The sequence below is a fragment of the Bacteroides sp. AM16-13 genome (genome assembly GCF_003602705.1).
Classification (GTDB): Bacteria; Bacteroidota; Bacteroidia; order Bacteroidales; family Bacteroidaceae; genus Bacteroides; species Bacteroides xylanisolvens.
Window position 1 is genome coordinate 145,181 of record NZ_QTLK01000013.1, and the last position, 26,233, is coordinate 171,413.

Annotated in this window: 16 protein-coding genes and 1 tRNA gene; 9 read left to right on the forward strand and 8 right to left on the reverse strand. The window is 42.2% G+C overall.

What is annotated here, in order from left to right; all coding sequences use genetic code 11:
* The first annotated feature begins 30 nt into the window (after positions 1–30).
* The 5 genes from DW173_RS12560 (at position 31) to DW173_RS12580 (ending at position 9,891) form a co-directional block, all read left to right on the forward strand.
* Positions 31–2,316, forward strand: a complete 2,286-nt coding sequence (locus DW173_RS12560) for a GH92 family glycosyl hydrolase (protein WP_120144517.1) — start codon at positions 31–33, stop codon at positions 2,314–2,316.
* A gap of 6 nt (positions 2,317–2,322) precedes the next feature.
* Entirely contained in the window at positions 2,323–4,665 is a 2,343-nt protein-coding gene (locus tag DW173_RS12565) for a GH92 family glycosyl hydrolase (protein ID WP_049701844.1), read from the forward strand.
* A 13-nt stretch (positions 4,666–4,678) separates the two neighbouring features.
* On the forward strand, positions 4,679–5,473 hold the full coding sequence (locus DW173_RS12570) for a basic secretory family protein (RefSeq protein ID WP_008020566.1): 795 nt from the start codon (positions 4,679–4,681) through the stop codon (positions 5,471–5,473).
* A 10-nt stretch (positions 5,474–5,483) separates the two neighbouring features.
* Positions 5,484–7,841, forward strand: coding sequence for a GH92 family glycosyl hydrolase (locus DW173_RS12575; protein ID WP_199722839.1), 2,358 nt, complete (start codon positions 5,484–5,486; stop codon positions 7,839–7,841).
* 103 nt (positions 7,842–7,944) lie between these two features.
* The gene (locus DW173_RS12580; protein WP_120144518.1) at positions 7,945–9,891 is read left to right on the forward strand and encodes a glycoside hydrolase family 97 protein; all 1,947 of its coding nucleotides are present in this window, start codon (positions 7,945–7,947) and stop codon (positions 9,889–9,891) included.
* Between the two features lie 407 nt (positions 9,892–10,298).
* On the opposite strand, the gene DW173_RS12585 is transcribed toward DW173_RS12580, so the two are convergent.
* The 4 genes from DW173_RS12585 to DW173_RS12600 form a co-directional block, all read right to left on the reverse strand.
* Positions 10,299–11,093, reverse strand: a complete 795-nt coding sequence (locus DW173_RS12585; protein WP_004311025.1) for a LytR/AlgR family response regulator transcription factor — start codon at positions 11,091–11,093, stop codon at positions 10,299–10,301.
* A 5-nt stretch (positions 11,094–11,098) separates the two neighbouring features.
* Positions 11,099–12,166 carry a sensor histidine kinase gene (locus DW173_RS12590; protein ID WP_004313051.1) on the reverse strand — a complete coding sequence of 356 codons (1,068 nt, stop codon included), beginning with the start codon at positions 12,164–12,166 and terminating at the stop codon, positions 11,099–11,101.
* Between the two features lie 70 nt (positions 12,167–12,236).
* Positions 12,237–13,130 (reverse strand): efflux RND transporter periplasmic adaptor subunit, encoded by an 894-nt coding sequence (locus DW173_RS12595; RefSeq protein WP_120144519.1) that lies wholly within the window; start codon positions 13,128–13,130, stop codon positions 12,237–12,239.
* A gap of 62 nt (positions 13,131–13,192) precedes the next feature.
* Positions 13,193–17,518, reverse strand: a complete 4,326-nt coding sequence (locus DW173_RS12600) for a CusA/CzcA family heavy metal efflux RND transporter (protein WP_120144520.1) — start codon at positions 17,516–17,518, stop codon at positions 13,193–13,195.
* A 210-nt stretch (positions 17,519–17,728) separates the two neighbouring features.
* Here DW173_RS12600 and DW173_RS12605 point away from each other — a divergent pair, with 210 nt between their 5' ends.
* Positions 17,729–18,271, forward strand: coding sequence for a glutathione peroxidase (locus DW173_RS12605; protein ID WP_120067214.1), 543 nt, complete (start codon positions 17,729–17,731; stop codon positions 18,269–18,271).
* Here DW173_RS12605 and DW173_RS12610 read toward each other — a convergent pair.
* From DW173_RS12610 to DW173_RS12620, 3 genes are all read right to left on the reverse strand, one after another.
* Positions 18,249–18,767, reverse strand: a complete 519-nt coding sequence (locus DW173_RS12610; RefSeq protein WP_120144521.1) for an NUDIX hydrolase — start codon at positions 18,765–18,767, stop codon at positions 18,249–18,251. The genes DW173_RS12605 and DW173_RS12610 overlap by 23 nt on opposite strands.
* Before the next feature lie 44 nt (positions 18,768–18,811).
* Positions 18,812–20,032 carry an S-adenosylmethionine:tRNA ribosyltransferase-isomerase gene (locus DW173_RS12615; RefSeq protein WP_004314598.1) on the reverse strand — a complete coding sequence of 407 codons (1,221 nt, stop codon included), beginning with the start codon at positions 20,030–20,032 and terminating at the stop codon, positions 18,812–18,814.
* Between the two features lie 57 nt (positions 20,033–20,089).
* Positions 20,090–20,164, reverse strand: a tRNA-Pro gene (locus DW173_RS12620).
* 463 nt (positions 20,165–20,627) lie between these two features.
* Between DW173_RS12620 and DW173_RS12625 the strand changes: the two genes are divergently transcribed.
* A complete protein-coding gene (locus DW173_RS12625) occupies positions 20,628–21,497 on the forward strand; it encodes a helix-turn-helix domain-containing protein (RefSeq protein WP_004314597.1) in 870 nt (289 codons plus the stop codon).
* Positions 21,498–21,609: 112 nt separating this feature from the next.
* Here DW173_RS12625 and aroB read toward each other — a convergent pair whose 3' ends face one another.
* Positions 21,610–22,671: a 3-dehydroquinate synthase gene (gene aroB, locus DW173_RS12630; RefSeq protein WP_008020580.1), complete on the reverse strand. Its 1,062-nt coding sequence runs from the start codon at positions 22,669–22,671 to the stop codon at positions 21,610–21,612.
* 80 nt (positions 22,672–22,751) lie between these two features.
* Between aroB and DW173_RS12635 the strand changes: the two genes are divergently transcribed.
* Positions 22,752–23,156: a hypothetical protein gene (locus tag DW173_RS12635; RefSeq protein ID WP_004305412.1), complete on the forward strand. Its 405-nt coding sequence runs from the start codon at positions 22,752–22,754 to the stop codon at positions 23,154–23,156.
* An 83-nt stretch (positions 23,157–23,239) separates the two neighbouring features.
* Complete coding sequence (locus DW173_RS12640; protein WP_004311007.1) at positions 23,240–26,161, forward strand: TonB-dependent receptor; 2,922 nt, start codon at positions 23,240–23,242, stop codon at positions 26,159–26,161.
* The last annotated feature ends 72 nt before the right edge of the window (positions 26,162–26,233 follow it).

Here is a 26,233-nt window from a genome sequence, read left to right on the forward strand (position 1 = left end):
TAATTTAATTAATAGCTTAATTCGTAGACCATGAATAAAAAGAAACTACTATCTATCGCAATAGCCCTGCTATTGGGAGCTTCCTCTACCTTTGCGCAAAAGCAACCGGTAGACTATGTGAATCCTTTAATGGGAACTGATTCGAAAATATCACTATCTAATGGGAATACATATCCTGCCATCGCGTTGCCTTGGGGAATGAACTTCTGGATGCCACAAACCGGAAAGATGGGTGACGGTTGGGCTTACACTTATGCATCCGACAAAATCAGAGGTTTCAAGCAAACCCATCAGCCTAGTCCGTGGATCAATGACTACGGTCAGTTCTCAATCATGCCGATGACTAAACAGTTGAAGATCGATCAGGACAGTCGTGCTTCCTGGTTCTCTCATAAGGCAGAGAAAGCCACTCCTTATTATTATAGTGTTTATTTGTCAGAGTATGACATGACAACTGAAATAGCTCCGACGGAACGTTGCGCATATTTCCGTTTCACTTTCCCTGAAACCTCCGATGCCTATGTGGTGGTAGATGCTTTCGACCGCGGTTCGTATGTGAAGGTGATTCCCGAAGAAAATAAAATAGTTGGTTATACGACACGCAATAGTGGCGGTGTTCCTCAAAACTTTAAGAATTACTTTGTGATAGAGTTCGACAAGCCTTTTACTTTCAATAAAGTATGGGCAGACTATCATTTGGTTGAAACACATCTCGAACTGCAATCCAATCACGTGGGTGCTGCTATCGGATTTTCGACGAAAAAAGGAGAACAAGTGCATGCAAAAGTGGCATCCTCATTCATCAGCCCCGAACAGGCGGAACTGAACTTGAAGGAAATTGGTAATAAGACTTTTGAACAGACAAAAGAGGCCGGTCGTAAGGCATGGAACAATGTCTTGGGGCGTATCAAGGTTGAAGACAGCGATGAGAACCGTATGCGTACGTTCTACTCTTGCTTGTATCGTTCGGTGTTGTTTCCCCGTATGTTTTACGAGGTAAACGGTAAGGGGGAGACTATACATTACAGTCCCTATAATGGTGAAATCCGTCCGGGATATATGTTTACCGACACTGGATTCTGGGATACTTTCCGTTGCTTGTTTCCATTTGTTAATTTGATATATCCTTCAATGGGTGAGAAGATGCAGGAAGGCCTGTTGAATACCTATCTTGAAAGTGGATTCTTTCCAGAATGGGCAAGCCCGGGCCATCGTGGTTGTATGGTTGGGAACAATTCAGCTTCTGTAGTGGCGGATGCTTTCATGAAGAATGTGACCAAAGCGGATGCAGAAAGAATGTACGAAGGCCTACTGAAAGGGGCCAATAGCGTACATCCGAAAGTTTCTACTACCGGACGCCGTGGATATGAATATTATAACAAACTGGGCTATGTGCCATACGATGTGAAAATTAATGAGAATGCGGCACGCACATTGGAATATGCATACGATGACTGGTGCATTTACCGTATGGGTGAAAAATTAGGCCGTCCGGCAGAAGAACTGGATGTTTATAAGAAAAGGAGTCAGAACTATCGTAATCTGTTCGATCCAGAAACTAAGTTGATGCGGGGAAAGAATTCCGACGGAACTTTCCAGACTCCTTTCAATCCTTTTAAATGGGGAGATGCCTTTACGGAAGGAAATAGTTGGCATTATACATGGTCGGTATTCCACGATGTACAAGGACTGGTTGATCTGATGGGCGGCAAGAAGATGTTTGTCAGTATGCTTGATTCTGTATTCAATCTTCCTCCTGTATTTGATGATAGCTATTATGGAGGAGTGATTCACGAGATTCGTGAAATGGAAATTGCTAACATGGGTAACTATGCACATGGCAACCAACCTATCCAGCACATGATCTACTTGTATAACTATGCCGGCGAACCGTGGAAAGCCCAATATTGGTTGCGTGAGACGATGAACCGCCTCTATCTTCCTACTCCGGACGGTTATTGTGGAGATGAAGATAACGGTCAGACTTCGGCTTGGTATGTATTTACTGCATTGGGATTTTATCCGGTATGTCCCGGTAGCAATGAATATGTAATGGGAGCTCCTTACTTCAAGAAAGCAACGATTACACTGGAGAACGGCAAGAAACTGGAAATCTCCGCCCCGAAGAATAACGATGATAATCGTTATATTCGTTCATTGAATTATAATGGCAAGAATTATACAAAGAATTATCTGAACCATTTCGATCTGTTGAAAGGCGGTCGTCTGGTGTTTGATATGGATAACAAACCGAATAAGGGAAGAGGTATCAACGAATCAGACTTCCCGTATTCATTCTCTCGTGACGCAAAGTAAGCTGATATGAATAATTTGAGAAAGAAAGTATTGATGATGACTATGGCGGCAGCAACTTTGTCCGCCATAGCCCAACAGCCGGTAGACTATGTGAATCCGATTATCGGGACCAATGGGATGGGGCACACTTTTCCCGGTGCTTGCACTCCTTTCGGATGGGTACAGTTGAGTCCGGACACAGACACAATTCCGCATAATGTAAATGGAGCTTATCAGAAAAATGCCTACGAGTATTGTGCCGGTTACCAATATAGGGACAAGACCATTGTTGGCTTCAGTCACACTCATCTTAGTGGTACGGGACATTCTGACTTGGGAGACATCTTGTTGATGCCTGCTGTTGGCGATGTGAAGTTAAATCCCGGTCGGGCGGATTATCCGGAAGAGGGATACCGTTCACGTTTTGACCATGCTACAGAAAAAGCTGTTCCCGGATATTATGAAGTGATACTGGACGATTATGGCATTAAGGCCCAACTGACAGCAACACAACGGACGGGTATACATAAATATACCTTCCCGAAAGGAAAAGATGGTCATTTGATTTTGGATCTGGTGCATGGTATTTATAATTATGACGGCAAAGTTCTATGGGCCAATTTGAGAGTCGAAAACGATACTCTGTTGACCGGATATCGTATCACCAATGGATGGGCGCGTACGAATTATACCTATTTTGCTATCTCTTTGTCACAGCCGATTAAAGACTACGGATATAAGGATAAGGAAAAAGTATTGTACAATGGCTTTTGGCGTCGTTTTAAGTTGGAAAAGAACTTCCCCGAAATCACAGGTCGAAAAATCGTGGCTTACTTTAACTTCGATACCGCTAACAATTCGGAACTGGTTGTAAAAGTGGCATTGTCGGCAGTCAGTACGGAAGGGGCCATTAAGAATCTGCATGCCGAGGCTTCCGGAAAGAGTTTCGAACAGTTGGCGGAAGCTGCTCGTACAGATTGGAATAGTGAACTGAAGCATTTCGAGATCGAAGGTACGCCCGATCAGAAAGCAATGTTCTATACTTCTCTTTACCACACCATGATTAATCCGTCTGTGTATATGGATGTAGACGGTTCCTATCGTGGGCTGGATCATAACATACACCGGGCGGAAGGATTCACCAACTATACTATATTTTCCCTTTGGGATACCTATCGTGCGGAACATCCTTTCCTGAATCTGGTGAAACCGGGACGCAATGCGGATATGGTGGAATCCATGATTAAACATGAGCAACAAAGCGTGCACGGAATGTTGCCGATATGGAGTCTGATGGGAAATGAAAACTGGTGTATGAGCGGTTATCATGCTGTGTCTGTACTGGCGGATGCAATAACCAAAGGCGTCTTTTCGAATGTGGATGAGGCATTGGCGGCAATGGTCAGTACATCCACCGTTCCGTATTATGAAGGTATAGCTGATTATATGAAGCTGGGATATATTCCGCTTGACAAAAGTGGTACAGCAGCTTCTTCTACTTTGGAGTATGCATACGACGATTGGACTATCTATCAGACAGCTTTGAAGGCAGGTAACAAGGAAATAGCGGAGACTTACCGAAAGCGTGCCCTCAATTATCGTACTATCTATGATACAAGTATTGGTTTTGCACGTCCCCGTTATAGTGACGGTTCTTTCAAGAAAGAGTTTGATGTATTGCAAACCTATGGTGAAGGTTTTATTGAAGGCAATTCATGGAATTTCTCTTTTCATGTGCCACACGATGTATTTGGCATGATCGACTTGATGGGAGGAGAAGGGACGTTCGTACAGAAATTGGATGAACTGTTCTCCATGCATCTGCCGGAGAAGTACTATGAGCATAATGAGGATATTACTGAAGAATGTTTGGTCGGCGGATATGTGCATGGTAATGAACCGAGCCACCATGTTCCTTATCTATATGCGTGGACTTCCCAGCCGTGGAAATCACAGTACTGGCTGCGTGAGATTCTGAATAAGATGTATAAGAATGATATTAACGGATTGGGTGGAAATGATGATTGCGGACAGATGTCAGCATGGTACCTTTTCTCCGTGATGGGTTTCTATCCGGTTTGTCCTGGTACAGACCAGTATGTATTGGGAGCGCCCTACCTACCTTATCTGAAGATGACGCTTCCTAATGGAAAGACATTGGAGATCAAAGCGCCGGGTGTCAGCGATAAGAAACGTTACGTGCAGTCGCTGAAATTGAACGGTAAGGTATACGACAAGATGTACATTACACATGAAGACATTTTGAAAGGAGGCGTGCTTGAATTCAAGATGGGGGCGTCACCTAATAAACGTCGCGGATTATCACCGGAGGATAAACCTTATTCATTAACTAACGGAATCAACGAATAATCAATAAAGGAGTATGAAAAAGATACATTTAATCTATGCAGCCTGCCTGCTGGTAGGTATGGGGGCTTGTGCTGCAAGTGTGCAAAAACAGGTGAAGGATAATTCTGATGTATGGAAAGAGTACAATACAGGTGCTGTATTGTTTGAGGATAAAGCACCGGAAACGCTGGGATCGGACATTTACCACCGGATCATTCCCGATGCTGAATCGTACATCAAGGAACAGGCACGTACTGTATTAGCTACTCTTTACAATTCTCCGGAAGATAGTATTCCCGCAGTGCACAAGATACATTATACTTTGGAAGATATCAACGGTATTTCTGCTAAAGGCGGTGGCAATGGTGATGTGACGATTTTCTACAGTACACGTCATATTGAAAAATCTTTTGCAGCGAATGATACGGCAAAGTTGTTTTTCGAAACGCGCGGGGTGCTCTTGCATGAACTGACGCACGCATATCAGCTGGAACCGCAGGGAATTGGTTCTTATGGAACCAATCGTGTGTTCTGGGCATTTATCGAGGGAATGGCAGATGCTGTGCGGGTTGCCAATGGAGGATTTGACGGACCGAATGCCCGTCCGAAAGGTGGAAATTATATGGACGGATACCGTACGGCGGGTTATTTCTTCGTGTGGTTACGTGACAACAAAGATCCTGAATTCCTGCGTAAGTTTAACCGGAGTACATTGGAGGTTATCCCTTGGTCGTTTGATGGAGCTATCAAGCATGTTTTAGGAGACGAATATAATATTGATGAACTGTGGCATGAATATCAAGTTGCGGTAGGTGATATACAAGCATAATAATGTAAATATGGTGAGTGTAATGGGTAAAAGAGGATTGTTTTTAGTATGGCTGTGCCTGGTGAGTATTTTGCCAGGCATGGCTCAAACCGAGAAACTGATTGATTATGTGAATCCATTTGTGGGAACAGATGGTTATGGTAATGTGTATCCGGGTGCGCAGATTCCTTTCGGGGGAATTCAGATGAGTCCGGACACGGATAGTAAATACTATGATGCGGCTTCCGGTTATAAATATAATCATTCCACCTTGTTGGGGTTCAGTCTGACTCATTTAAGCGGGACTGGTATACCTGATTTGGGAGACTTCTTGTTTATTCCCGGAACAGGAGAGATGAAACTGGATCCGGGGACACGTGAGGAGCCGGAAAAGGGATACCGTTCACGTTATTCTCATGAAAAGGAATGGGCATCACCTAATTATTATGCGGTGGAACTGTCAGATTATGGAGTAAAGGCTGAAATGACGTCAGGGGTACGTAGTGGTATGTTTCGCTTCACCTATCCTCAATCGGATAAAGCTTTTATAATGATTGATATGAACCATACTTTATGGCAATCTTGTGAATGGGCGAATCTGCGCATGGAAAATGATTCTACCATCACCGGATATAAACTGGTGAAAGGTTGGGGACCGGAACGGCATATTTATTTCACGGCTACTTTCTCTAAAAAGTTGACCGGCTTGCGCTTTATGCAGAATAAGAAACCGGTGATTTACAATACCTCCCGGTTTCGTAGCAGCTATGAAGCTTGGGGAAAGAATCTGATGGCTTGCATCTCTTTTGATACGAAAGCCGGAGAGGAAGTGATTGTAAAAACTGCTATTTCATCGGTCAGCACAAACGGGGCAAAAAACAATATGGCGGAACTTGCTGGACTCACTTTCGATGATCTGAAAGCTAAAGGAGAAGCACTATGGGAAAAAGAACTTGGAAAATATACCCTTACTGCCGACCGTAAAACGAAAAGAACATTCTATACGTCGGCTTATCATGCGGCTTTGCATCCGTTCATCTTTCAGGATGCAGACGGGCAGTTTCGCGGATTAGATAAAAATATAGAGAAAGCCGAAGGATTTATCAACTATACGGTATTCTCTCTTTGGGATACCTACCGGGCTTTGCATCCCTGGTTCAATCTGGTGCAGCAGGAAGTGAATGCCGATATTGCCAATTCCATGTTGGCTCATTATGATAAGAGTGTGGAGAAAATGCTTCCTATCTGGTCGTTTTATGGAAATGAGACTTGGTGTATGATTGGTTATCATGCAGTTTCCGTATTGGCTGACATGATTGTGAAGGGAGTGAAAGGATTCGATTACGAACGTGCGTATGAGGCTATGAAGACCACGGCGATGAATCCGAATTATGACTGTTTGCCGGAATATCGTATGATGGGATATGTGCCTTTCGATAAAGAGGCGGAGTCAGTATCTAAAACATTGGAATATGCGTATGATGATTATTGCATGGCACAGGCTGCCAAGGCTTTGGGTAAAGAGGATGATTATCGTTATTTCTTGAATCGTGCACTCTCTTATCAGACTTTGATTGATCCGGAAACGAAGTATATGCGTGGCAAGGACAGTCAGGGAAACTGGCGTACACCGTTTACTCCGGTAGCTTATCAGGGACCCGGATCTGTAAATGGATGGGGGGATATTACGGAAGGCTTTACTGTACAATATACCTGGTACGTACCACAAGATGTACAAGGATATATGAACGAAGCTGGCGAAGATTGGTTCCGCAACCGGTTGGATGAACTGTTCACAGTAGAGCTGCCGGATGACATTCCGGGAGCACATGATATTCAAGGCCGTATCGGAGCCTATTGGCATGGAAATGAACCTTGCCATCATGTAGCGTATCTTTATAATTACTTGAAAGAACCTTGGAAATGTCAGAAGTGGGTACGGACGATTGCTGAACGTTTCTATGGCGATACTCCGGATGCATTAAGTGGCAATGACGATTGCGGACAGATGTCGGCTTGGTATATGTTCAATTGCATTGGCTTTTACCCGGTGGCTCCTTCAAGCAATATGTATAACATCGGTTCTCCTTGCGTTGAGGCAATAACAGTTCGGATGAGCAACGGAAAAGTGATTGAAATGGTAGCAGATAATTGGTCGCCGAAGAATGTGTATGTAAAGGAATTGTATGTGAATGGCAAGAAGTATGACAAATCTTATTTGAAATATGAGGATATACGTGATGGCGTGAAACTACGTTTTGTCATGAGCAGTAAACCGAACTATAAGCGTGCGGTATCGGATGAAGCGGTAGCTCCTTCTTTGTCGTTGCCTGGAAAGACAATGAAATATCAGGTAAATTTGATGAAAACGGGTATATCAAACCAGTGAAAATAACTTTTGAAGGAGTATTACCCAGTCCGTTTGATAGTACGAAGTGATGTTTTTATTACATTTGCCATTGTAAAACGATTATTAATTAAATATCTAAATCATGAGAAGATATTTCCTGTTAGTTGTGTGTTTGTGCTTGGCATCACTACTTCGTGCACAGAATAAGTTAGAGTTAATTTCTCCCAATGGAGAGCTGAAAGTGTCCTTGAATCTCTCGGATAAAATCTATTATAGTATAGATTATAACGGAGATGTATTGTTGAAAGACAATTCTCTTTTGTTGGTTCTGAAAAATCAAGTGTTGGGACAGAACCCTAAGTTGCGTCGTCAGAAGCAATGGAGTGTCGACGAGCAATTAACTCCTATTGTTCCTTTGAAATATTCGAAAGTCAATAATCGTTATAATCAATTGCTACTGACCTTTAAAGATTATGCAGTAGAATTCCGTGCTTTTGACGATGGAGTTGCTTACCGGTTTATTACTTCACAAAAAGGTGATGTTGAAGTAATGAACGAAGAGTTTGCTATCAACTTCCCGTCGGATTATCTTCTTCACTTGCAACAACCGGGAGGCTTCCATACAGCTTATGAGGAACCTTACACACATGTTCAAAGTAATGCGTGGAAGCCTGAAGAACGGATAGCTGTTTTGCCGGTATTGATTGACACACAAAAAGACTATAAAATATTAATCAGCGAGTCGGATCTGGCTGATTATCCATGTATGTTTCTCAAAGGAACGGGTACGAACGGAGCAATCTCTGTTTTTCCTAAAGCTCCGCTTGCGTTTGCCGAAAACAGTGATCGTAGCGTGAAGATTACTCAAGAAGCTGATTACATTGCTAAAACAAAAGGTACGAGAAATTATCCTTGGCGTTACTTTGTGATAAGTAAAAATGATAAGCAGTTGATTGAGAATACAATGACTTATAAACTGGCTGAAAAGAATCAACTTCAGGATGTTTCATGGATTAAGCCGGGACAGGTGAGCTGGGAATGGTGGAATGACGCTTCTCCTTACGGACCGGATGTGAATTTTGTTTCCGGTTATAACTTGGATACTTATAAGTATTACATTGATTTTGCTTCTAAATTTGGTATTCCATATATCATTATGGATGAAGGCTGGGCTAAAAGTACACGTGATCCTTATACGCCTAATCCCAAAGTAGACTTGCACGAGTTGATTCGTTATGGCAAAGAAAAAAATGTAGGGATTGTGCTTTGGTTGACGTGGTTGACGGTAGAAAACAATTTTGATCTCTTCAAGACTTTCAATGAATGGGGAGTAAAAGGACTTAAGATTGATTTTATGGACAGAAGCGATCAGTGGATGGTCAACTATTACGAACGGGTAGCCCGGGAAGCAGCCAAACATCATTTGTTTGTCGATTTTCATGGCTCTTTCAAACCTGCCGGACTGGAATATAAATATCCGAATGTATTGTCTTACGAAGGAGTGCGTGGCATGGAACAAATGGGCGGTTGTTATCCGGATAATAGTCTGTATTTACCGTTTATGCGTAATGCTGTCGGTCCGATGGATTATACTCCCGGAGCGATGATTAGTATGCAGCCTAATGTGTATCGCTCGGAACGTCCCAATGCTGCAAGTATCGGAACACGCGCTTATCAGTTGGCACTCTTTGTGGTTTTTGAAAGTGGTCTGCAGATGTTGGCGGATAATCCTACTCTTTATTATCGTAATGAAGATTGTACCCGTTTCATTACACAAGTTCCCGTAACGTGGGACGAGACTGTGGCACTGGAAGCTAAAGCGGGTGAATATGTCATTGTAGCAAAACGGAAAGGTGATAAGTGGTTTATAGGAGGAATGACTAACAATGGTGAAAAGGAACGTGAGTTTACCATAAAGTTAGATTTCTTGAATAAAGATCGCTCTTATCAAATGATATCTTTTGAGGATGGTATCAACGCAGGACGTCAGGCGATGGATTATCGTTGCAAGTCATCCCAGGTGAAAGCCGGAGAGCAGCTAGCTATAAAGATGGTTAGAAATGGTGGCTTTGCAGCTGTCATTGAATGATGGCACATATTCTAACTTTCCATACGTAAAAATGGAAATCATCTTTCAATCTATCACCATCCTTCTGAAACGTATTGTTCATCGAGCTTTCAGGGTGGTGATAGATTGTTCTCCACCTGTCACCTAATCATTCATCTATCACCGTTTGAAATGAACATGCCTGCATATAAATATAAGCTTGTATGTAAATAGAAGTTTCAACAGGGGATACTTTTAGTTTCAAGGCGGGAAACTTTAGTTTCCATTAGGGGAAACTGCAGTTTCAGAGGCTTGAAACTAAAGTTTCCTCGGTGAGAAACAAAGTGTTTCATGCCGTGAAACTGCTTGTTTCAAGCGTTGAAACCAATCGTTTCACGGCACGAAACACTTTGTTTTGCTATTTGTTCTAAGAAGGCAATGCTTCGGAATCAACGTTTTCTCTTAGAGAACCACTCTTTAAACTCTGCTACTCGGGCTTTACTGACAAGTATTTTTTCTTTGATTCCTGAATAGTACAAGTTGATGGACAGTCGGCTGTTGAACCATAAGTCAATATCTTTGATAGCTTCTCGCGAAATAAGATATTGGCGGTTAGCCCGAAAGAAAAGAGAAGGATTGAGACACTCCGTAAGTTCATCTAATGTTTGAGAAAAACAGTATTCGGTTTCATCGGTTAAGACTACTTTGACCTGACAGTCCTTAATATAAAACAATTGTATCATATCTACAGAAACGGGCAATAGTTTGTCTCCTTTGGTAGGAATAAGGAAATGACTTTTATAGTTTTCTTGCTTTTGGAGTGAATGTATCAGTTTCAGTAGCTCATTCTCCTGTTGTGGAAAAGGAAACTGGTGTTTGTCAGCAGCATCCTGTAAACCTTGGAGCTTATCGAAAGCGTGTTCTATGTCTTCCTTACCGATGGGTTTTAATAAGTAGTCGATGCTGTTTACTTTGAATGCACGTAACGCATATTCATCATAGGCAGTTGTAAAGATAATCGGACAAGTAATATTGATATGATTGAATATCTCGAAGGCGGAACCATCTGCCAGGTGAATATCCATGAATACCAGTTCCGGCATCGGATGAGAACTGAACCATTCGATAGTGGAACTGATACTATCCAGTATGGTCACGATTTCTCCATTCGGTTTTATTTCATTAAGCAGTGAAGTCAGGTTTCGTACTGCTGCTTTTTCGTCTTCTATAATGACAATCTTCATGGTGATTATTGTTCTAGTTGTGATTTTTCAATCAAAGGAATACAAACTGTAAACTCTCTGTCCTCCGTTATTTGTATATCCCGTTTAAACAAGAGCCTGTATCGCTTGGCAAGGTTGGCAAGTCCGATGCCGGTTCCGGAAGTTGCAGTCCATTTGGGCTGAATGTCGTTGCTGATAGACAAATTGCCGTTATCGTCCGTCGTGATATGAATGGTCAACGGCTTCCGGTTGCTGATTTCGTTGTGCTTTACTGCATTCTCAATCAACACTTGCACCGCCATTGGAGGGAGGAGATATTCTTCGTAGGCATTGCTTATCTGTATGTCGAATTGTAGATTGTTCTCAAAACGCATCTTTAATAGAAATATATAAGCGGAAACAAATTCCATTTCTTCCCGGAGACTGACACATTGTGACTCATTACTTTGCAAAGTATACCTTAGTACCCGGGAGAGTTCCTGAATGTAATCCTGCGCTTTATCTTGATTTTCGCGTACCAGCGAACGCAGGGTATTCAGCGAGTTGAACAGCATGTGTGGGTTCAGCTGATTCTTCAGTACTTCATACTGATTGCGGAGATTCTCTGCCTGAAGCTGTTCGTTTTCAATAAGTACCAGTTGCTGCTTGAATATAAGATGAATGATACAGCAACTACTGGTGACGAGACATGCTACAATGAAATCCCGCAATGGATGCAAATAATGATGTACCATGGCATCGATGGCCGGAATATCAAACGTTCTGTGAAGGAAAACAAAAAACTGTCCTGACAAGTTACTCAATATCCATGTCACGATAAAGGAAAGCAAAATCTTTGTCCCTGTAATTTTAATGGAAGCCTGATTGAAATGAAACAAACGGGTATTGATGGCAAAAAGTAACAATAGCGACAGAAAGGTAAACAGTATTTCGTTTGCCACATCTATAAACTTCATCCCTGGGAATAAGGAATGACTTTCGAAACGGTCGAAAAGAGATACTGATTCAGGAAAATGAATCAGTACAGCAACCGCTAAGGAGATGATGACTGTGGAAAGTATATATTTATCTTTTTTTATTGCTTTGGCTATCATACAACAAAGATAGTGGTAAATTATGAGTTACCGGTTATAAAATGTCAATGCTGTTGTCACAGTTGGTCAATTATTGTTTCTGAATGTGTGCCGTGACATACATACCGGGGCGGAATTGTACATTTTCCTCCTTGATGGAAGCATACACTTCGAGCGAACGATTGGTTTCGTCTACTTTTTGTCCGATGGAAATCACGACGCCGTGAAAGGTTTGTGTCCCCATTCCGTTTACACGAAACTGTACCGGGCTGCCGACTTGTATGTCTGCAAGATCTTTCTCGTAAGTAGTCAGGCAAAGCATCGGGCTGCTTTTATCGATAAGTTCGCAAAGTGCTTCTCCCGGATTGATATATTTGCCGATATTCATCGCTACATTAGCGGCATAACCACTAATGGGGGCTTTGACTTCCAGTAGCGGTTGTATTCCGTTCTTAAGTAATGCCTCCGTTTGAACGCCTAAAAGAGAAAGTTGTGCAGCAGCGGCGTCCTGGCGACTCTTCATGGAGAGAAAGTCCGCTTTACTTTGCTGGAATTTCTTTTGAGAAGCTGCTTGTTCGGCAGACAGATTTTTTTGCCGTTCGTATTCAGCTAAGAGATATTCGGTCTGTGCGTGACTGTCCAGATAAGTTTGTTGCAGGGTGATGAACTCCGGATTCTCTAACGTGGCGATTACACTGTTTACAGCCACCCATTGCCCTGGAAGCAGAGACGCTTTTTTTACAATGCCCCCCATGGTTAAAGCAATGGTTGCCTGACGTTGAGGAGGAAGAACGATTCGTCCGTTGAACGAAACCTGATTAGGCTTTGAGGTAGCTGAAGTGATGGCATCCACTTCGGGTTGTGTGATGGTATCTGCTATCGTTTCGGCAACGGGAATTGCGGCGGATTCGTTATTTGTAGTTTGCTGGTTTCCTTTGCAAGCCGTTAGAATTAGTAAAAGGATGGGATAAACTATCTTTTTCATATCTTATGTTTTATAATAATTATTCTGGGTGATGTATGTCATTCAATGTCTCGATCTTCCACCTACTTGAAAAGTTCATATTCCAGTGCAGCAATATTGTATTGGTAGACTGTTTCAATATAGCCTCTGCGTATCTCTCTGGCGGTGGTAATCGACTGTATATATTCGGCAATGCCTGTTTCGCTCTGCTGCAATTGCAGGTTGGCTGCCTTTGTCAGTTCGTCCGCTTCTTTCAAGGCAGAAGAGGTATAATATCGTAAACTTTCGTTGTATCTGCGGAGGGATGCTTCTAGTTCGAGTGTTTTATTTCTTAACTCCCGGATGTTGGCATCTGCCTGTATTTGCGCTGAAGTGGCAGTTAGCCGTGCCTGCTTCACTTTGCTCTTTTGTGGCAGGAAGTAGATGGGGAAAGAAACCCCGATCATCCAGGCATTCAGATTCTTAAGTGGGAGAATGTCCTGACGTGTATACCCCACACTGATTTCAGGAAAGAAATGGCTCTGCTCTACACGGAGCATTGCTTTCGCTTCATCTGCCTGGCTTTGAAAGTAGGCAGTATGTGCTCCCGACAGGTTTCCATCCGAAATGCCGGTATAGAATAAGGATAAAGTGGAATCCACCGGAACAATGGGATCGTTGGAGTAGCAACTCCATTGGAAACGTGCCAATGCCATTTTCTCTTCTTCTTTTGCTTGGAACCAGCGGTTATGCAGATCGGCAGCTATGGTGGTCATCATATTTTTCTCTAGCAAGGTAATCTCTCCTTGTTGGTATCGTAATTCTCCGATGCGCTGCAGTTCTTCTGCCATTTTATCCTGATCCCGATACATTGAACAGAGATTAGTGGCATATTGGTAGTAGGCCCACGCCCTTTTCACTTCTGCTGTGATTTCTTTCTTTACCATCTGCCGATAATAGGTGTTTGTTTTTACCTGACGGTTGACTAACGCATTCTTGTAGAATGGCGTTAGAAGGGAGCCCAGGCTTTGCTCGAAAGCCAGTTCCTTGTCTTTTTTGTTTTCTCCGTTAAGTTGACCCCAGGAATAGCTGAACGAGGTAGGCGTTGCTTCTATCACTTCTCCGCGAGTGGCTTTGGCTTGTTGAATAGCATTATTGGCTATTTTCAGGCGAGGATGATTTTGTTTGGCTATTTCTATCGCCTGTTCGAGACTGACTGTTTGTGTCTGTTGAGCGGAAACGAACGCGGGAAGAAACAAGAACAGGAGACACAATCCCCCGAAAGGCCAGCGCAGTTTGATTCCCGGACGTCTCCAGGTAGCAAATGAATTTACAATTTTGTAAAACACCGGAATGATGAGTAAAGTCAGTACGGTAGAAATAATCAAGCCACCGATGACCACTGTTGCCAACGGACGTTGTACTTCTGCGCCGGCTGAAGTGGCTATTGCCATCGGGACGAATCCCAGAGATGCAACCAGTCCTGTCAGGAATACAGGACGGAGCAAGTGTGGAGTCCCTCTTTTGATAATCTGGTTTGTAGTCATGGAATAGGTATTTTGTTTACGAAGTTCGTTGAAGTGATTTACCATCAGGATACCATTCAATACTGCCACCCCGAACAAAGCGATGAATCCTACTCCGGCCGATATGCTAAACGGAAGTCCGCGTAGCCAAAGTGCGGCGATACCACCGATGAGCGATAGGGGGACGGTTGAGAATACCATCAGGGTATAGGTGATGTTCTTGAATGCGAAGAACAGAATCAATAGAATGAGCATTAATGCTACGGGGATGACCACCAGTAAGGTATTGATGGCATTTTGCAAGTTTTCGAACTGGCCGCCGTATTCGAAGTAATATCCCGGCTTCAGTTTGATGTTCTTGTTCAATGTCTCTTGAATATTGGCGACAACTTGCTGGATGTCTGCGTCACGCACATTGACACCGATGACGATGCGCCGTTTGGTTGCATCCCGGTTGATTTGCAGTGGTCCACTGACAAGGTCGATGCTTGCTACCTCTCCAACAGGGATTTGAATTCCTTCCGAAGTGCGTACAAACAACTTATCAAGATTCAAGTCGGCCACTTTCTCCTGGTCAAGCCGGACCACGAGATCGAATCTTCGTTCGTTTTCAAAGATTACACCTGTTGACTCTCCGGCATAGGCAGTTCGGATAATGGTGTTAAGCTCTTGTATGTTGATGCCGTAACGGGCTATTTTGCCACGGTTGTATTTCACTACCAATTGAGGTAATCCCATCGTTTGCTCAACGATGACATCCGCTGCTCCCGGCACTTTTTCTACAAAGGTAGCTGCTTCTTTGGCTCTTTCATATAATTCGTGCGTGTCTTCTCCATATAATTTGATGGCAATATCTGCTTTTGCTCCCGTCATCAGCTCGTTGAAGCGAAGTTGTATCGGTTGCGAGAAGTTGAATTCGGCACGTTCGGAGAGCGGAGCAAGTGCATCTTTCATTTTATCCACCATTTCTGCACGGCTTCCGGCACTTGTCCATTCTTTAAATGGTTTCATGATAATCATCACATCGGCATCTTCCACTGCCATCGGGTCAGTGGGAACTTCCGCCGTTCCTATTTTGGCTACAACATGTTTGATTTCAGGGAATTTATCCATTAATGCTTTCTCTGCCAAGCGGGATACTTCGATACTTTCGGTCAGCGAACTTCCTGCGGGTAGTGTCATTTGCATGGCAAAATCTCCTTCGTCCAAAGTAGGAATGAACTCTGCTCCCAGGCGGGTAAAGAGAAAAAGTGAACCGATCAGCGCAGAGAAGGCTACGATGACGGTACGCCATTTGTAACGAAGACAGGCGCGCAGGGTGTGCTGGTAGATCTTGTTCAGTTTCTCGAAGAAGCGGTCGGCAAGGGTGGGTTTCACAACAATGGTATGCTTCAGAAAGAGGGAGGCCATCATAGGAACATAAGTCAGTGAAAGAATTAAGGCTCCGATAATGCAGAACACAAGTGTTTTGGCCATGGGGGTGAAGTATTTCCCTTCAATCCCGTTCAATGTAAGGATGGGGAAGAAGACGATAAGGATAATTAATACAGCAAAGGTGGCGGAACGTGCAACGCCGGAAGCTCCTTTTTCCACTTCTTTGTCCATCTCTTTGCGGGTCAGTGTGCGGCCTCGGAATTGTTTTCCGTAAATGTGGGCGAGGATACCTTCCAATATAACGATAGAGCCATCTACTACAATACCAAAGTCAATGGCACCGAGACTCATTAGATTGGCGGTGACATTGAATACACGCATCATGATAAAAGCGAAGAGCATTGCCAGCGGGATGACGGATGCGACAATCAGTCCGGCACGGAGGTTGCCGAGGAAGAGGATGAGTACAAGGAAGACGATAACCGCTCCTTCAATCAGGTTGTTGACAACCGTAGAGATGTTCCGGTTTACCAGTTCCGAACGGTTCAAGTAAGGTTCTATACTGACTCCTTCGGGTAATAGCTGCTGTATTTTTTCTACCCGTTTTTCGAGTTCTTGAGTCACTACATTTGCGTTGGCACCTTTCAGCATCATGGCAATTCCGCCGACACACTCGCCCTCACCATCCTTTGTCATGGCACCGAAACGCTTTGGAGAGCCGAAGCGGACAACTCCTACATCACTGATATGTACCGGAATCCCATTTCGGTTGGTCACTACAATCTGTTCAATATCCTTGATGCGGGTAATCATACCTTCCGACCGGATATAGTAGGCGTTCTTTATCTTCTCAATGTAGCTTCCGCCGGTATTTTGGTTGTTGCTGCTAAGTGCTTCGAACACCTCGCCGATAGTGATATTCAAAGAAAAAAGGGCGTCCGGGTCGACGGCTACTTCATATTGTTTCAGGTAACCGCCGAAACTATTGATTTCTACTATACCGGGGATACCGGACAACTGACGTTTCACCATCCAATCTTGAATGGTGCGGAGTTCCATTGCGTCATATTTCTTCTCATATCCGGGAGCTACCTTCAATATATACTGGTAAATTTCTCCCAGACCGGTGGTGATGGGCATCATCTCCGGTGTTCCGAGCTCGGAGGGAATTTCGCTTGTTACGCTTTGTATTTGTTCATTTATCAACTGCCGTGCATCGAGTGTGGGGACACTTTCTTTAAAAACGACCGTTACGACCGATAGCCCGAAGCGGCTGACAGAACGGATATCTTCGACATTCATAATATTGCTCATCGCTATTTCGATAGGCATAGTGATGAGTTGTTCCACCTCTTGTGGCGCGAGTGTAGGAGATACGGTCACTATTTGTACCTGATTATTGGTAATGTCGGGCACGGCATCAATAGGTAGTGTCAGCATCGCATAGATACCTCCGATAAACAGGAAGAGAGTAGTGAGTCCTACAAATAGTTTCTTCTTGATTGAAAAACGTACAATAGCTGTAAACATGACTTTCGTTGTATTATTATTTCACGATACAAAATTACTACCTATCTTCATCCGTTATCACTAAGAATAAATGAAGCGGAAAGATTGTGGGGTGAAGTGACGGATTTGGGAATTGAAAGATGTAAAATCATAGTTCTTGTTTCACTGCTGAACAAACATTTCTTTCAGTTTACTCGTTTAATATAAAAACAAACTAAATGTATATTCAGCATGAAAACATTCGTCTTGATGATGGTAAGCCTGTTGTTTGCAATTTCTTCGGAAGCGCAAAACAAGTCTTTTTATGATTTTACAGTGAAAACTATTGATGGTAAGGACTTTTCTCTTTCTTCACTGAAAGGTAAGAAAGTGCTGGTAGTCAACGTGGCATCTAAGTGTGGGCTGACGCCCCAGTATGCTCAACTGGAGAAACTATATGAGAAATATAAAGAAAAAGACTTTGTTATTATCGGTTTTCCGGCGAATAACTTTATGGGACAAGAACCGGGTAGTAATGAGGAAATAGCCAAGTTCTGTTCTTTGAACTATGATATTACTTTTCCGATGATGGCTAAGATTTCCGTTAAAGGAAAAGATATGGCTCCTCTTTACCAATGGTTGACGGAGAAAAAACAGAATGGAAAAGAAAACGCACCGGTTCAGTGGAATTTTCAGAAGTTTATGATTGATGAGAACGGACGTTGGGCGGGAGTTGTGTCTCCGAAAGAAAGTCCGTTCTCTGAAAAGATTATTACTTGGATAGAGAAGGAATAAGAGATACTTTTTTCAGCTCTTCTTCGAAGTTGGGAGTGAAGATTCCTTTACCCAGATTTTCTTTTATTTCTTCGATCTTCCAAAATCGTCCACCGTCCAGTTCGTCGCTGGGATGGATTTCTTCCTCATAAACGGTTTTGTGGACAAAAACAAGCTCTTTTTCACGGCTGGATTCAAAAACATAACTGGTGAGAAGCTCGGGGGTGAAGTCTGTGATGCCCAATTCTTCACGGACTTCTCTCTTTAGGGCGATTTCTACGCTTTCGCCCAAATCAATATGTCCGCCCACAGCCGTATCCCATTTCCCCGGTTGAATGTCTTTCCATTCGGGGCGTTTCTGTAAGTAGATGTCTCCTTGGGCATTGAATACGTGAAGGTGAACTACCGGATGAAGCAGTTTGCTACCGCTGTGACATTCTCCGCGAGTAGTGGCCCCGGTGATATTTCCCTGTTCGTCTACGATAGGGAACATTTCTTGGTTATTATCGCTTGGCATAGTGTCTTTTATATTGCGTAAAATCTTTCGGAGAGGAGAATATCTTATGGTATTAATAAAGAAGAATCTCCATAACTTAGGAATCGGAAATCATGCGCCAGTGCATAATCATAAATTGTGCGCCAATTCCCTTTTACAAAAGCTGAAACCAAAAGCAGCAAGGTACTTTGCGGCTGATGGAAATTAGTAACCATCGCTTTCACTATTTTATAATTGTATCCCGGTGCTATGATAATCTGTGTACTGGTGTGAAGGGTTTCCAAACCATTCCTGTCGAGATATCCTAATATCTTTTGCAACGCAACAACGGGAGGAATCTGGTCGTACTTTTCATAAGGCTGCCATTGTTTGACACGTAGTTCTTCTTCCGTAGCATACGGATTTTCAGCCAATGTAACTCCAATGTGATACAGGCTTTCCAGAGTCCGTACAGAAGTAGTCCCTACTGCAATAGCACAACCGTCGTGGTCAATCAGTTTTTTGATGGTACTCCGATTGACCGATATATATTCCGTGTGCATCTCGTGACCTTCGATTTCTTCACTTTTTACAGGTTTGAATGTGCCTGCTCCTACGTGTAGAGTTAATTCTTCAAGATCGATGCCTTTCTCTTGAAGTGCATCCAATACTCGTGGAGTGAAATGTAATCCCGCCGTAGGCGCAGCTACCGAACCTTTAATCTTAGAATAAACAGTCTGATAAGTTTCCTTGTCACTTTCTTCCGTATCCCGGTTCAAGTAAGGAGGAATAGGAAGCTCTCCGAATACTTCAAGGATATCGGCAAACGTCACTTCTGGATTATCCCATGCAAAATCTACCCAATGGCTGGTTCCTTTACATTCTCCTCGGGTAGCGGTCAAGGTAATAGGGAATCCTTTGACGGTCATTTCGCGTTTCAACTGTCCGTCTTTCCATTTCTTCAGATTGCCGATCATGCAAAGCCAGGCGGCATGTGCTGTCTGTTGGAAATTCAAGACATAATCGTTTGGCTGGATCGGTTCAAGACAAAACACTTCGATCAGTGCTCCCGTCTCTTTTCGAAAATGGAGGCGCGCCTGAATGACTTTTGTATTATTGAATATCATCAGACTGCCTTGCAGCAGATATTCCGGCAAAGAAGTGAAAACATCTTCACTGATTTCTCCACGACGGTATATTAAGAGTTTGGACTGGTCGCGGGTAGGTAACGGGAATTTAGCAATACGTTCATCCGGAAGAGGATAACTGTATTCACTGATATGGATATGTCTAGGATCTTCTTTCATTGTTTTCTAAAATAAAAAGAGGTTAGAACCCATTCGGTTTCTAACCTCTTTAACCAGTCGGGGTGACTGGATTCGAACCAGCGACCACACGCCCCCCAGACGCGTACTCTAACCGGGCTGAGCTACACCCCGAATTGCGGATGCAAAAGTACAGATTAATTTTTAATTAGCAAATAATCCGTTGATTTTTCTAGTATGAATTGTGCCGATTTATAGCTATTATTCTGATTATTAGTCTTTCTTGTGGTCATGCAAATCTTTATCTCAATGAGTTAGTAGTTCTTTTGATTGCCTCTTATGTGATATAAAAGTACATTTCTTTAATTTTGCTTGAATTAGAAAACAATCTACTTATTTTTCATTTGAAAGCATTAATCCTTTTCTTGTCCTAAAAACACTATAAAAACCAGGTCAGTCTATAATAAAACGAAATAGGAAAATGATAAATGAACTAACAATCAGAGAGTTTGTTTATAAATTAATGTAAATAAAAGGTGTTTGACTTCCTTAGTATGATACTATATTTCCATTTTTGGTGCGTGGTAAATTAGGAAGTTATACATTTGTAAAAAGACTTAGTTTAGAAAGGTGTTAAATGTTAGACATTAAAAATAGAGAGACATTAGAGATATACGTCCTGGGTGACGATTTTAAATTTTATCAAAATCTGAAGTATCTTCCTTTGACTTCTTATCCTTCTAATAATCAATCAGCTTTGATTATATATTGTTTAGGTGGAAAGGCCAAAATTACAGTGCATGAAGATGTACATTGGATACAACCGGAGGAATTGATTATATTATTACCCGGACAATTTGTCTCATTTAGTGAGCCAAGTGAAGATTTCTCGACCGTTACGATGGTTATATCTACTTCACTGTTTAGTGATGCGTTAAGTGGTGTGCCCAGATTTTCTCCGCATTTCTTTTTCTATATGCGGACTCATTACTGGTATCCGCAGACGGAACGCGATATTCCCCGGATGTATAATTATCTGGGTATGATAAAAGATAAAGTTACCTCTCAAGATATATATAGGCGTGAGCTGATTATTCATTTGTTGAGGTATCTGTATCTGGAACTGTTCAATGCTTATCAAAAGGAATCGACCTTGATGACTGCCCGCAGGGATACCCGTAAAGAAGAGTTGGCTAATAAATTCTTTGGGCTTATCATGAAGCATTTTAAGGAGAATAAGGATGTGGCTTTTTATGCGGATAAACTGTGTATTACTTCCAAATACCTGACTATGGTAATTAAGGAGACAAGCGGGAAGTCTGCTAAAGACTGGATTGTTGAATACATCATATTAGAAATCAAGGCTTTGTTGAAAAACACAAGCCTGAACATTCAGGAAATAGCGATTAAAACGAACTTTGCGAATCAATCGTCGCTTGGACGTTTTTTTAGAAAGCATACAGGAATGTCGCTTTCACAATATCGAATGAGTAACTTAGAACAATAGTGCGGACAATTGCCTCACAATAGGCAATAATATCTATAGGGATTGGGAAGAGAAAGGGAATGAAGTCTATTTCATTCCCTTTTACTATGTGGTATATCTGATGTAGGATGGATTAAATTCCCATACATTCGCGATAGAAGTCGAGCATTTCGAAGATAGTGTCCTTATCGGCAGTCTGATTGATGCAAATGTCTCCAATATCTTTTAGTAAGGTGAAATTGATAGTACCTGAAGTATTCTTTTTATCATGCGTCATAAATGCATACAGTTGGTCATATTTCTTGCAGTCGAAAGTAAATACACCATAATTATCCTTGATAAACTGGATCGTTTGCCGCATTTTCTCTTTCGGGAAACCTACTTTGAGATGAGAAAGATACAGTTCGCACACAATTCCCCAAGCTACTGCATATCCATGTAATACAGGACGGTTTTCTGCCAGTGCCATACTTTCGAACGCATGTCCTACGGTGTGTCCCAGATTTAATGCTTTGCGGATTCCATGTTCGAAGGGATCCTGTTCTACAATATCTTCTTTCACTTGTACCGATTGACCTACCAATTGTTTGAGAGCTGCATAATCAATACTAGAGGAATCGAAATTGAGCAATTCTGCCCAATGTGCCGTATTGCTAATCAAACCGTGCTTCAACATTTCAGCATATCCGGAGAAGAAATTGTGTGTGTCCAATGTGCGTAGGAATTCAGTTTCAATCAATACACTGTTTGCCGGAGCGAAAGCACCGATTTCATTTTTCAGTCCGTTGAAGTTGATTCCTGTTTTACCCCCCACTGATGCGTCCACCATAGCGAGCAGAGTAGTTGGTATATTGATATAGGAAATGCCCCGTTTGAATGTAGCTGCGGCAAAACCTCCGAGATCTGTCACCATCCCTCCTCCAAGATTGATAAGTAAAGAGTGGCGGGTAGCCCCTTGAGTACTTAATGCCATCCAGACGGAAGCGAGTGTTTCCAGAGTTTTATGCACATCTTCTGCTCCGATACAGATTTCTACAGCATCTTTTAACAGATCCGATTCCTTTAGAGAAGGGAGACAAAGACGCTGGGTATGCTCGTCTGTGAGGACGAATAATTTGTCATGCGGACATAGCTCAATGGCACGACCGAGGCTCGTTTCCAAGCTTTCGCAGAGAATAACTTCTTGTTTACTCATGATTCTTTTGCTTTTTTACTCTGCAAATGTATATAAAATATCTTTTTTTACTTACTTTTGTCTCATTAAAACGTTTAATCATGAAAGCATTATTACCTGTATATTGTCGTCCTTTAGGATATGTTGTCTTGTTGGTAGCTCTGTTCATCCCTTTTATTTTGGTGATGCAGGGAGTAGTAACTGATACTAACTTGCTGTTTTATAAAGAATGTACAAAGTTGTTGATGATGGCAGGATGCTTGTTAATAATCTTTGCATTGAGTAAGAATGAAAGCCGTGAAACGGAGCAAATCCGGAATTCGGCTGTTCGTAATGCTATCTTTTTGACATTCTTGTTCGTCTTTGGTGGTATGTTGTGGCGTGTTATGCAAGGAGATGTGATAAACGTCGATACTTCCTCTTTCCTTACTTTTCTGGTTTTTAATGTGCTTTGTCTGGAGTTTGGTCTGAAAAAAGCGCTTGTTGATCGATTCTTTAAAAGATAATTTTCTTTTCAATTAAACCTTTTACGATTCGATTTGTCAAAAAGACATTGTTATTGCTACTAATATAATCGTAAATAAGGTAAATGAAAAGATTTTCAGCAGGGTTGGTGCTGATGTTGCTATGCACCTTCTCAATTTTTGCACAGAATAAGGTTATTACCGTTTCGGGACGTGTGGTGGAATCCGATACTAAAGAGCCCGCAGCGCAGGCTACAGTTCAATTGCTATCATTACCTGATAGTGCTTATGCCGCCGGTATAGCCAGTAGTAACCAAGGATGGTTTACTCTCCCCAAAGTAAAAGCCGGAAAATATGTGTTGAAAGTTTCCTATATTGGATTCCGAACCAAGCTCGTACCGGTACAATTATCTGCTAACGCCACTGATAAAAAATTGGGAACCATTACATTGGACCCTGATGCTGTCATGCTGAAGGAAGCGGTGATTACTGCCGAAGCTCCGCAGGTGGTCGTGAAAGAAGATACGCTGGAATATAACTCAACAGCTTACCGTACTCCCGAAGGGGCGATGCTCGAAGAGTTGGTGAAGAAACTTCCGGGAGCAGAAATAGACGATGACGGTAACGTCAAAATCAATGGTAAAGAAGTAAAGAAGATTATGGTGGATGGTAAAGAGTTCTTTGGCGGTGATGTGAAAACCGGATTGAAGAACTTACCGGTCAACATGATCGACAAACTGAAAACATACGATAAAAAATCGGACTTGGCACGTGTTACCGGAATAGATGACGGAGAAGAAGAAACTGTTCTTGACCTGAAAGTGAAGAAAGGTATGAATCAAGGTTGGTTTGGTAATGCAAGTGTTGCCGGTGGTACAGAAGATCGTTACGGAAGCAACTTGATGTTGAATCGTTTTGTCGATAATAGCCAATTCTCTTTAATCGGTTCTGCTAATAATGTGAACGATCAGGGATTCTCCGGTGGAGGTGGCGGACCTCGTTTCCGGAACAGCAATGGTTTGACTGCTACCAAGATGTTAGGGGCTAACTTTGCTACCCAGACTGAAAAATTGGAACTGGGAGGTAGTGCCCGTTATAATTTCAGTGATCGGGATGCAACATCTACAAACTACTCGGAACGTTTCCTGCAAAATGGAAATTCTTATTCAAATTCGAACAGTAAAGGCCGCAATAAGAATACGAACTTTAATGCAGACTTTCGGTTGGAGTGGAAACCGGACACATTGACAAATATCATTTTCCGTCCGAACGTTTCTTATGGAAAGTCTAATAGTTATTCTATTTCCGAATCGGGTACTTTTAATGGAGATCCATTTAATTTGGTGTCTAATCCTAATGAGTTTTTGAATAAGATTTTCTGGGGAAGTACGGATGATCCTTTAGAAGCTATTCGTGTCAACGCCAGTAATAGTGAATCAAAATCTGAAGGGCAGAATCTCTCTGCAAATGCTTCTTTGCAAGTGAATCGTAGATTGAATAATCAGGGACGAAACATCACTTTCCGTGGTACATTTAGTTATGGAGATAATGACAGCGAACAGTTTAGTGAATCATTGACGCGTTATTTTGATGATAATGCAAAAAAAGAAGATGATGAGCGTAAACAATATACTACTTCTCCAACCAAGAATTATGATTATACTGCCGAACTGACTTATAGCGAACCGATTGCGAGAGCTACCTTCTTACAGTTCCGCTATAAATTTCAATATAAATATAGTGAAAGTGACAGAAGTACATACAGCTTGATTCCTGATGCCGATAAAGGACAGGATTGGTTTTGGAATTTTGGTGATGGCCTGCCTGTAGGATATGAAGAGAATAAAGATAGAGATTTGAGTAAGTATGCTCAATATAAATATTATAACCATGATATTAATGCAGGACTAAATATTATCCGCGAGAAATATAGATTGAACTTTGGAGTATCTTTGCAACCGCAGAACACCAGATTGGATTATAAGAAGGCCGAAGTAGATACTGTGGTAAAAAGAAATGTGTTCAATTTTGCTCCTAACGTTGATTTTCGTTACAGATTTTCTAAAGTCAGCCAGTTGCGCTTTACCTATCGGGGACGTGCAAGCCAGCCGAGTATGGAAAATTTGCTTGATGTAACTGATGACTCTAATCCGTTGAATATCCGTAAGGGTAATCCGGGATTGAAACCTTCTTTCTCTCATTCTATGCGTTTGTTTTATAATACTTATAATGCAGATAAACAGCGTGGCATGATGGCTCATGCAAACTTGAATATGACTCAAAATAGCATTACTAATGCCACTACTTATAATCAGAGTACTGGTGGAGTGACTGTTAAACCGGAGAATATCAACGGAAACTGGAATGCGATGGGAATGTTTGGATTCAATACAGCATTGAGAGACAAGCGGTTTACCATAAATTCTTTTTCCCGTGCTAATTATACCAATGCGGTTTCTTATCTTTTTAATGACGATACTAAAATAAATGACAAGAACACTAGTACGACACTGACTTTCGGAGAGAATTTGAATGGAACTTTCCGTAACGACTGGTTTGAATTTACCTTGAATGGTTCAATCAACTATAACTTTGAGCGAAATCAACTGCGTCCGGAAAACAATCAAGAACCCTATACATTTGGTTATGGTGCAAGTACTAATATCTCTTTACCTTGGAGTATGACGTTGTCTACCAATATCACTAATAACGCTCGTCGTGGTTATCGTGATGCCAGTATGAATAAGAATGAACTTATTTGGAATGCACAGATTGCCCAAAACTTCCTGAAAGGCAATGCCGCAACCATCAGTTTTGAAGTATATGATATTCTGCGGCAGCAATCTAATATCAGCCGTTCGTTAACAGCCGATATGCGTTCTGTTTCTGAATATAACGGAATTAATAGCTACTGCATGCTTCGTTTCTCTTATCGTCTGAATGTTTTTGGAAATAAAGAAGCTCGCGGCAATATGCGTCATGGCGGTTTTGATGGTGGTGGACCTCGTGGCCCGCGTGGTGGCTTTGGAGGTGGCAGACCACACTAAAGCAGAGTAATAGGTTTAAATAAAAACAGGAAGTCCCGGCACAACGATTCAATGTTGTTGCCGGGACTTCTT

Coding starts and splice junctions, on each gene's coding strand:
- DW173_RS12560 (WP_120144517.1), top strand. CDS start 31: ATGAATAAAAAGAAACTACTATCTATCGCAATAGCCCTGCTATTGGGA.
- DW173_RS12565 (WP_049701844.1), top strand. CDS start 2,323: ATGAATAATTTGAGAAAGAAAGTATTGATGATGACTATGGCGGCAGCA.
- DW173_RS12570 (WP_008020566.1), top strand. CDS start 4,679: ATGAAAAAGATACATTTAATCTATGCAGCCTGCCTGCTGGTAGGTATG.
- DW173_RS12575 (WP_199722839.1), top strand. CDS start 5,484: ATGGTGAGTGTAATGGGTAAAAGAGGATTGTTTTTAGTATGGCTGTGC.
- DW173_RS12580 (WP_120144518.1), top strand. CDS start 7,945: ATGAGAAGATATTTCCTGTTAGTTGTGTGTTTGTGCTTGGCATCACTA.
- DW173_RS12585 (WP_004311025.1), bottom strand. CDS start 11,093: ATGAAGATTGTCATTATAGAAGACGAAAAAGCAGCAGTACGAAACCTG.
- DW173_RS12590 (WP_004313051.1), bottom strand. CDS start 12,166: ATGATAGCCAAAGCAATAAAAAAAGATAAATATATACTTTCCACAGTC.
- DW173_RS12595 (WP_120144519.1), bottom strand. CDS start 13,130: ATGAAAAAGATAGTTTATCCCATCCTTTTACTAATTCTAACGGCTTGC.
- DW173_RS12600 (WP_120144520.1), bottom strand. CDS start 17,518: ATGTTTACAGCTATTGTACGTTTTTCAATCAAGAAGAAACTATTTGTA.
- DW173_RS12605 (WP_120067214.1), top strand. CDS start 17,729: ATGAAAACATTCGTCTTGATGATGGTAAGCCTGTTGTTTGCAATTTCT.
- DW173_RS12610 (WP_120144521.1), bottom strand. CDS start 18,767: ATGCCAAGCGATAATAACCAAGAAATGTTCCCTATCGTAGACGAACAG.
- DW173_RS12615 (WP_004314598.1), bottom strand. CDS start 20,032: ATGAAAGAAGATCCTAGACATATCCATATCAGTGAATACAGTTATCCT.
- DW173_RS12625 (WP_004314597.1), top strand. CDS start 20,628: ATGTTAGACATTAAAAATAGAGAGACATTAGAGATATACGTCCTGGGT.
- aroB (WP_008020580.1), bottom strand. CDS start 22,671: ATGAGTAAACAAGAAGTTATTCTCTGCGAAAGCTTGGAAACGAGCCTC.
- DW173_RS12635 (WP_004305412.1), top strand. CDS start 22,752: ATGAAAGCATTATTACCTGTATATTGTCGTCCTTTAGGATATGTTGTC.
- DW173_RS12640 (WP_004311007.1), top strand. CDS start 23,240: ATGAAAAGATTTTCAGCAGGGTTGGTGCTGATGTTGCTATGCACCTTC.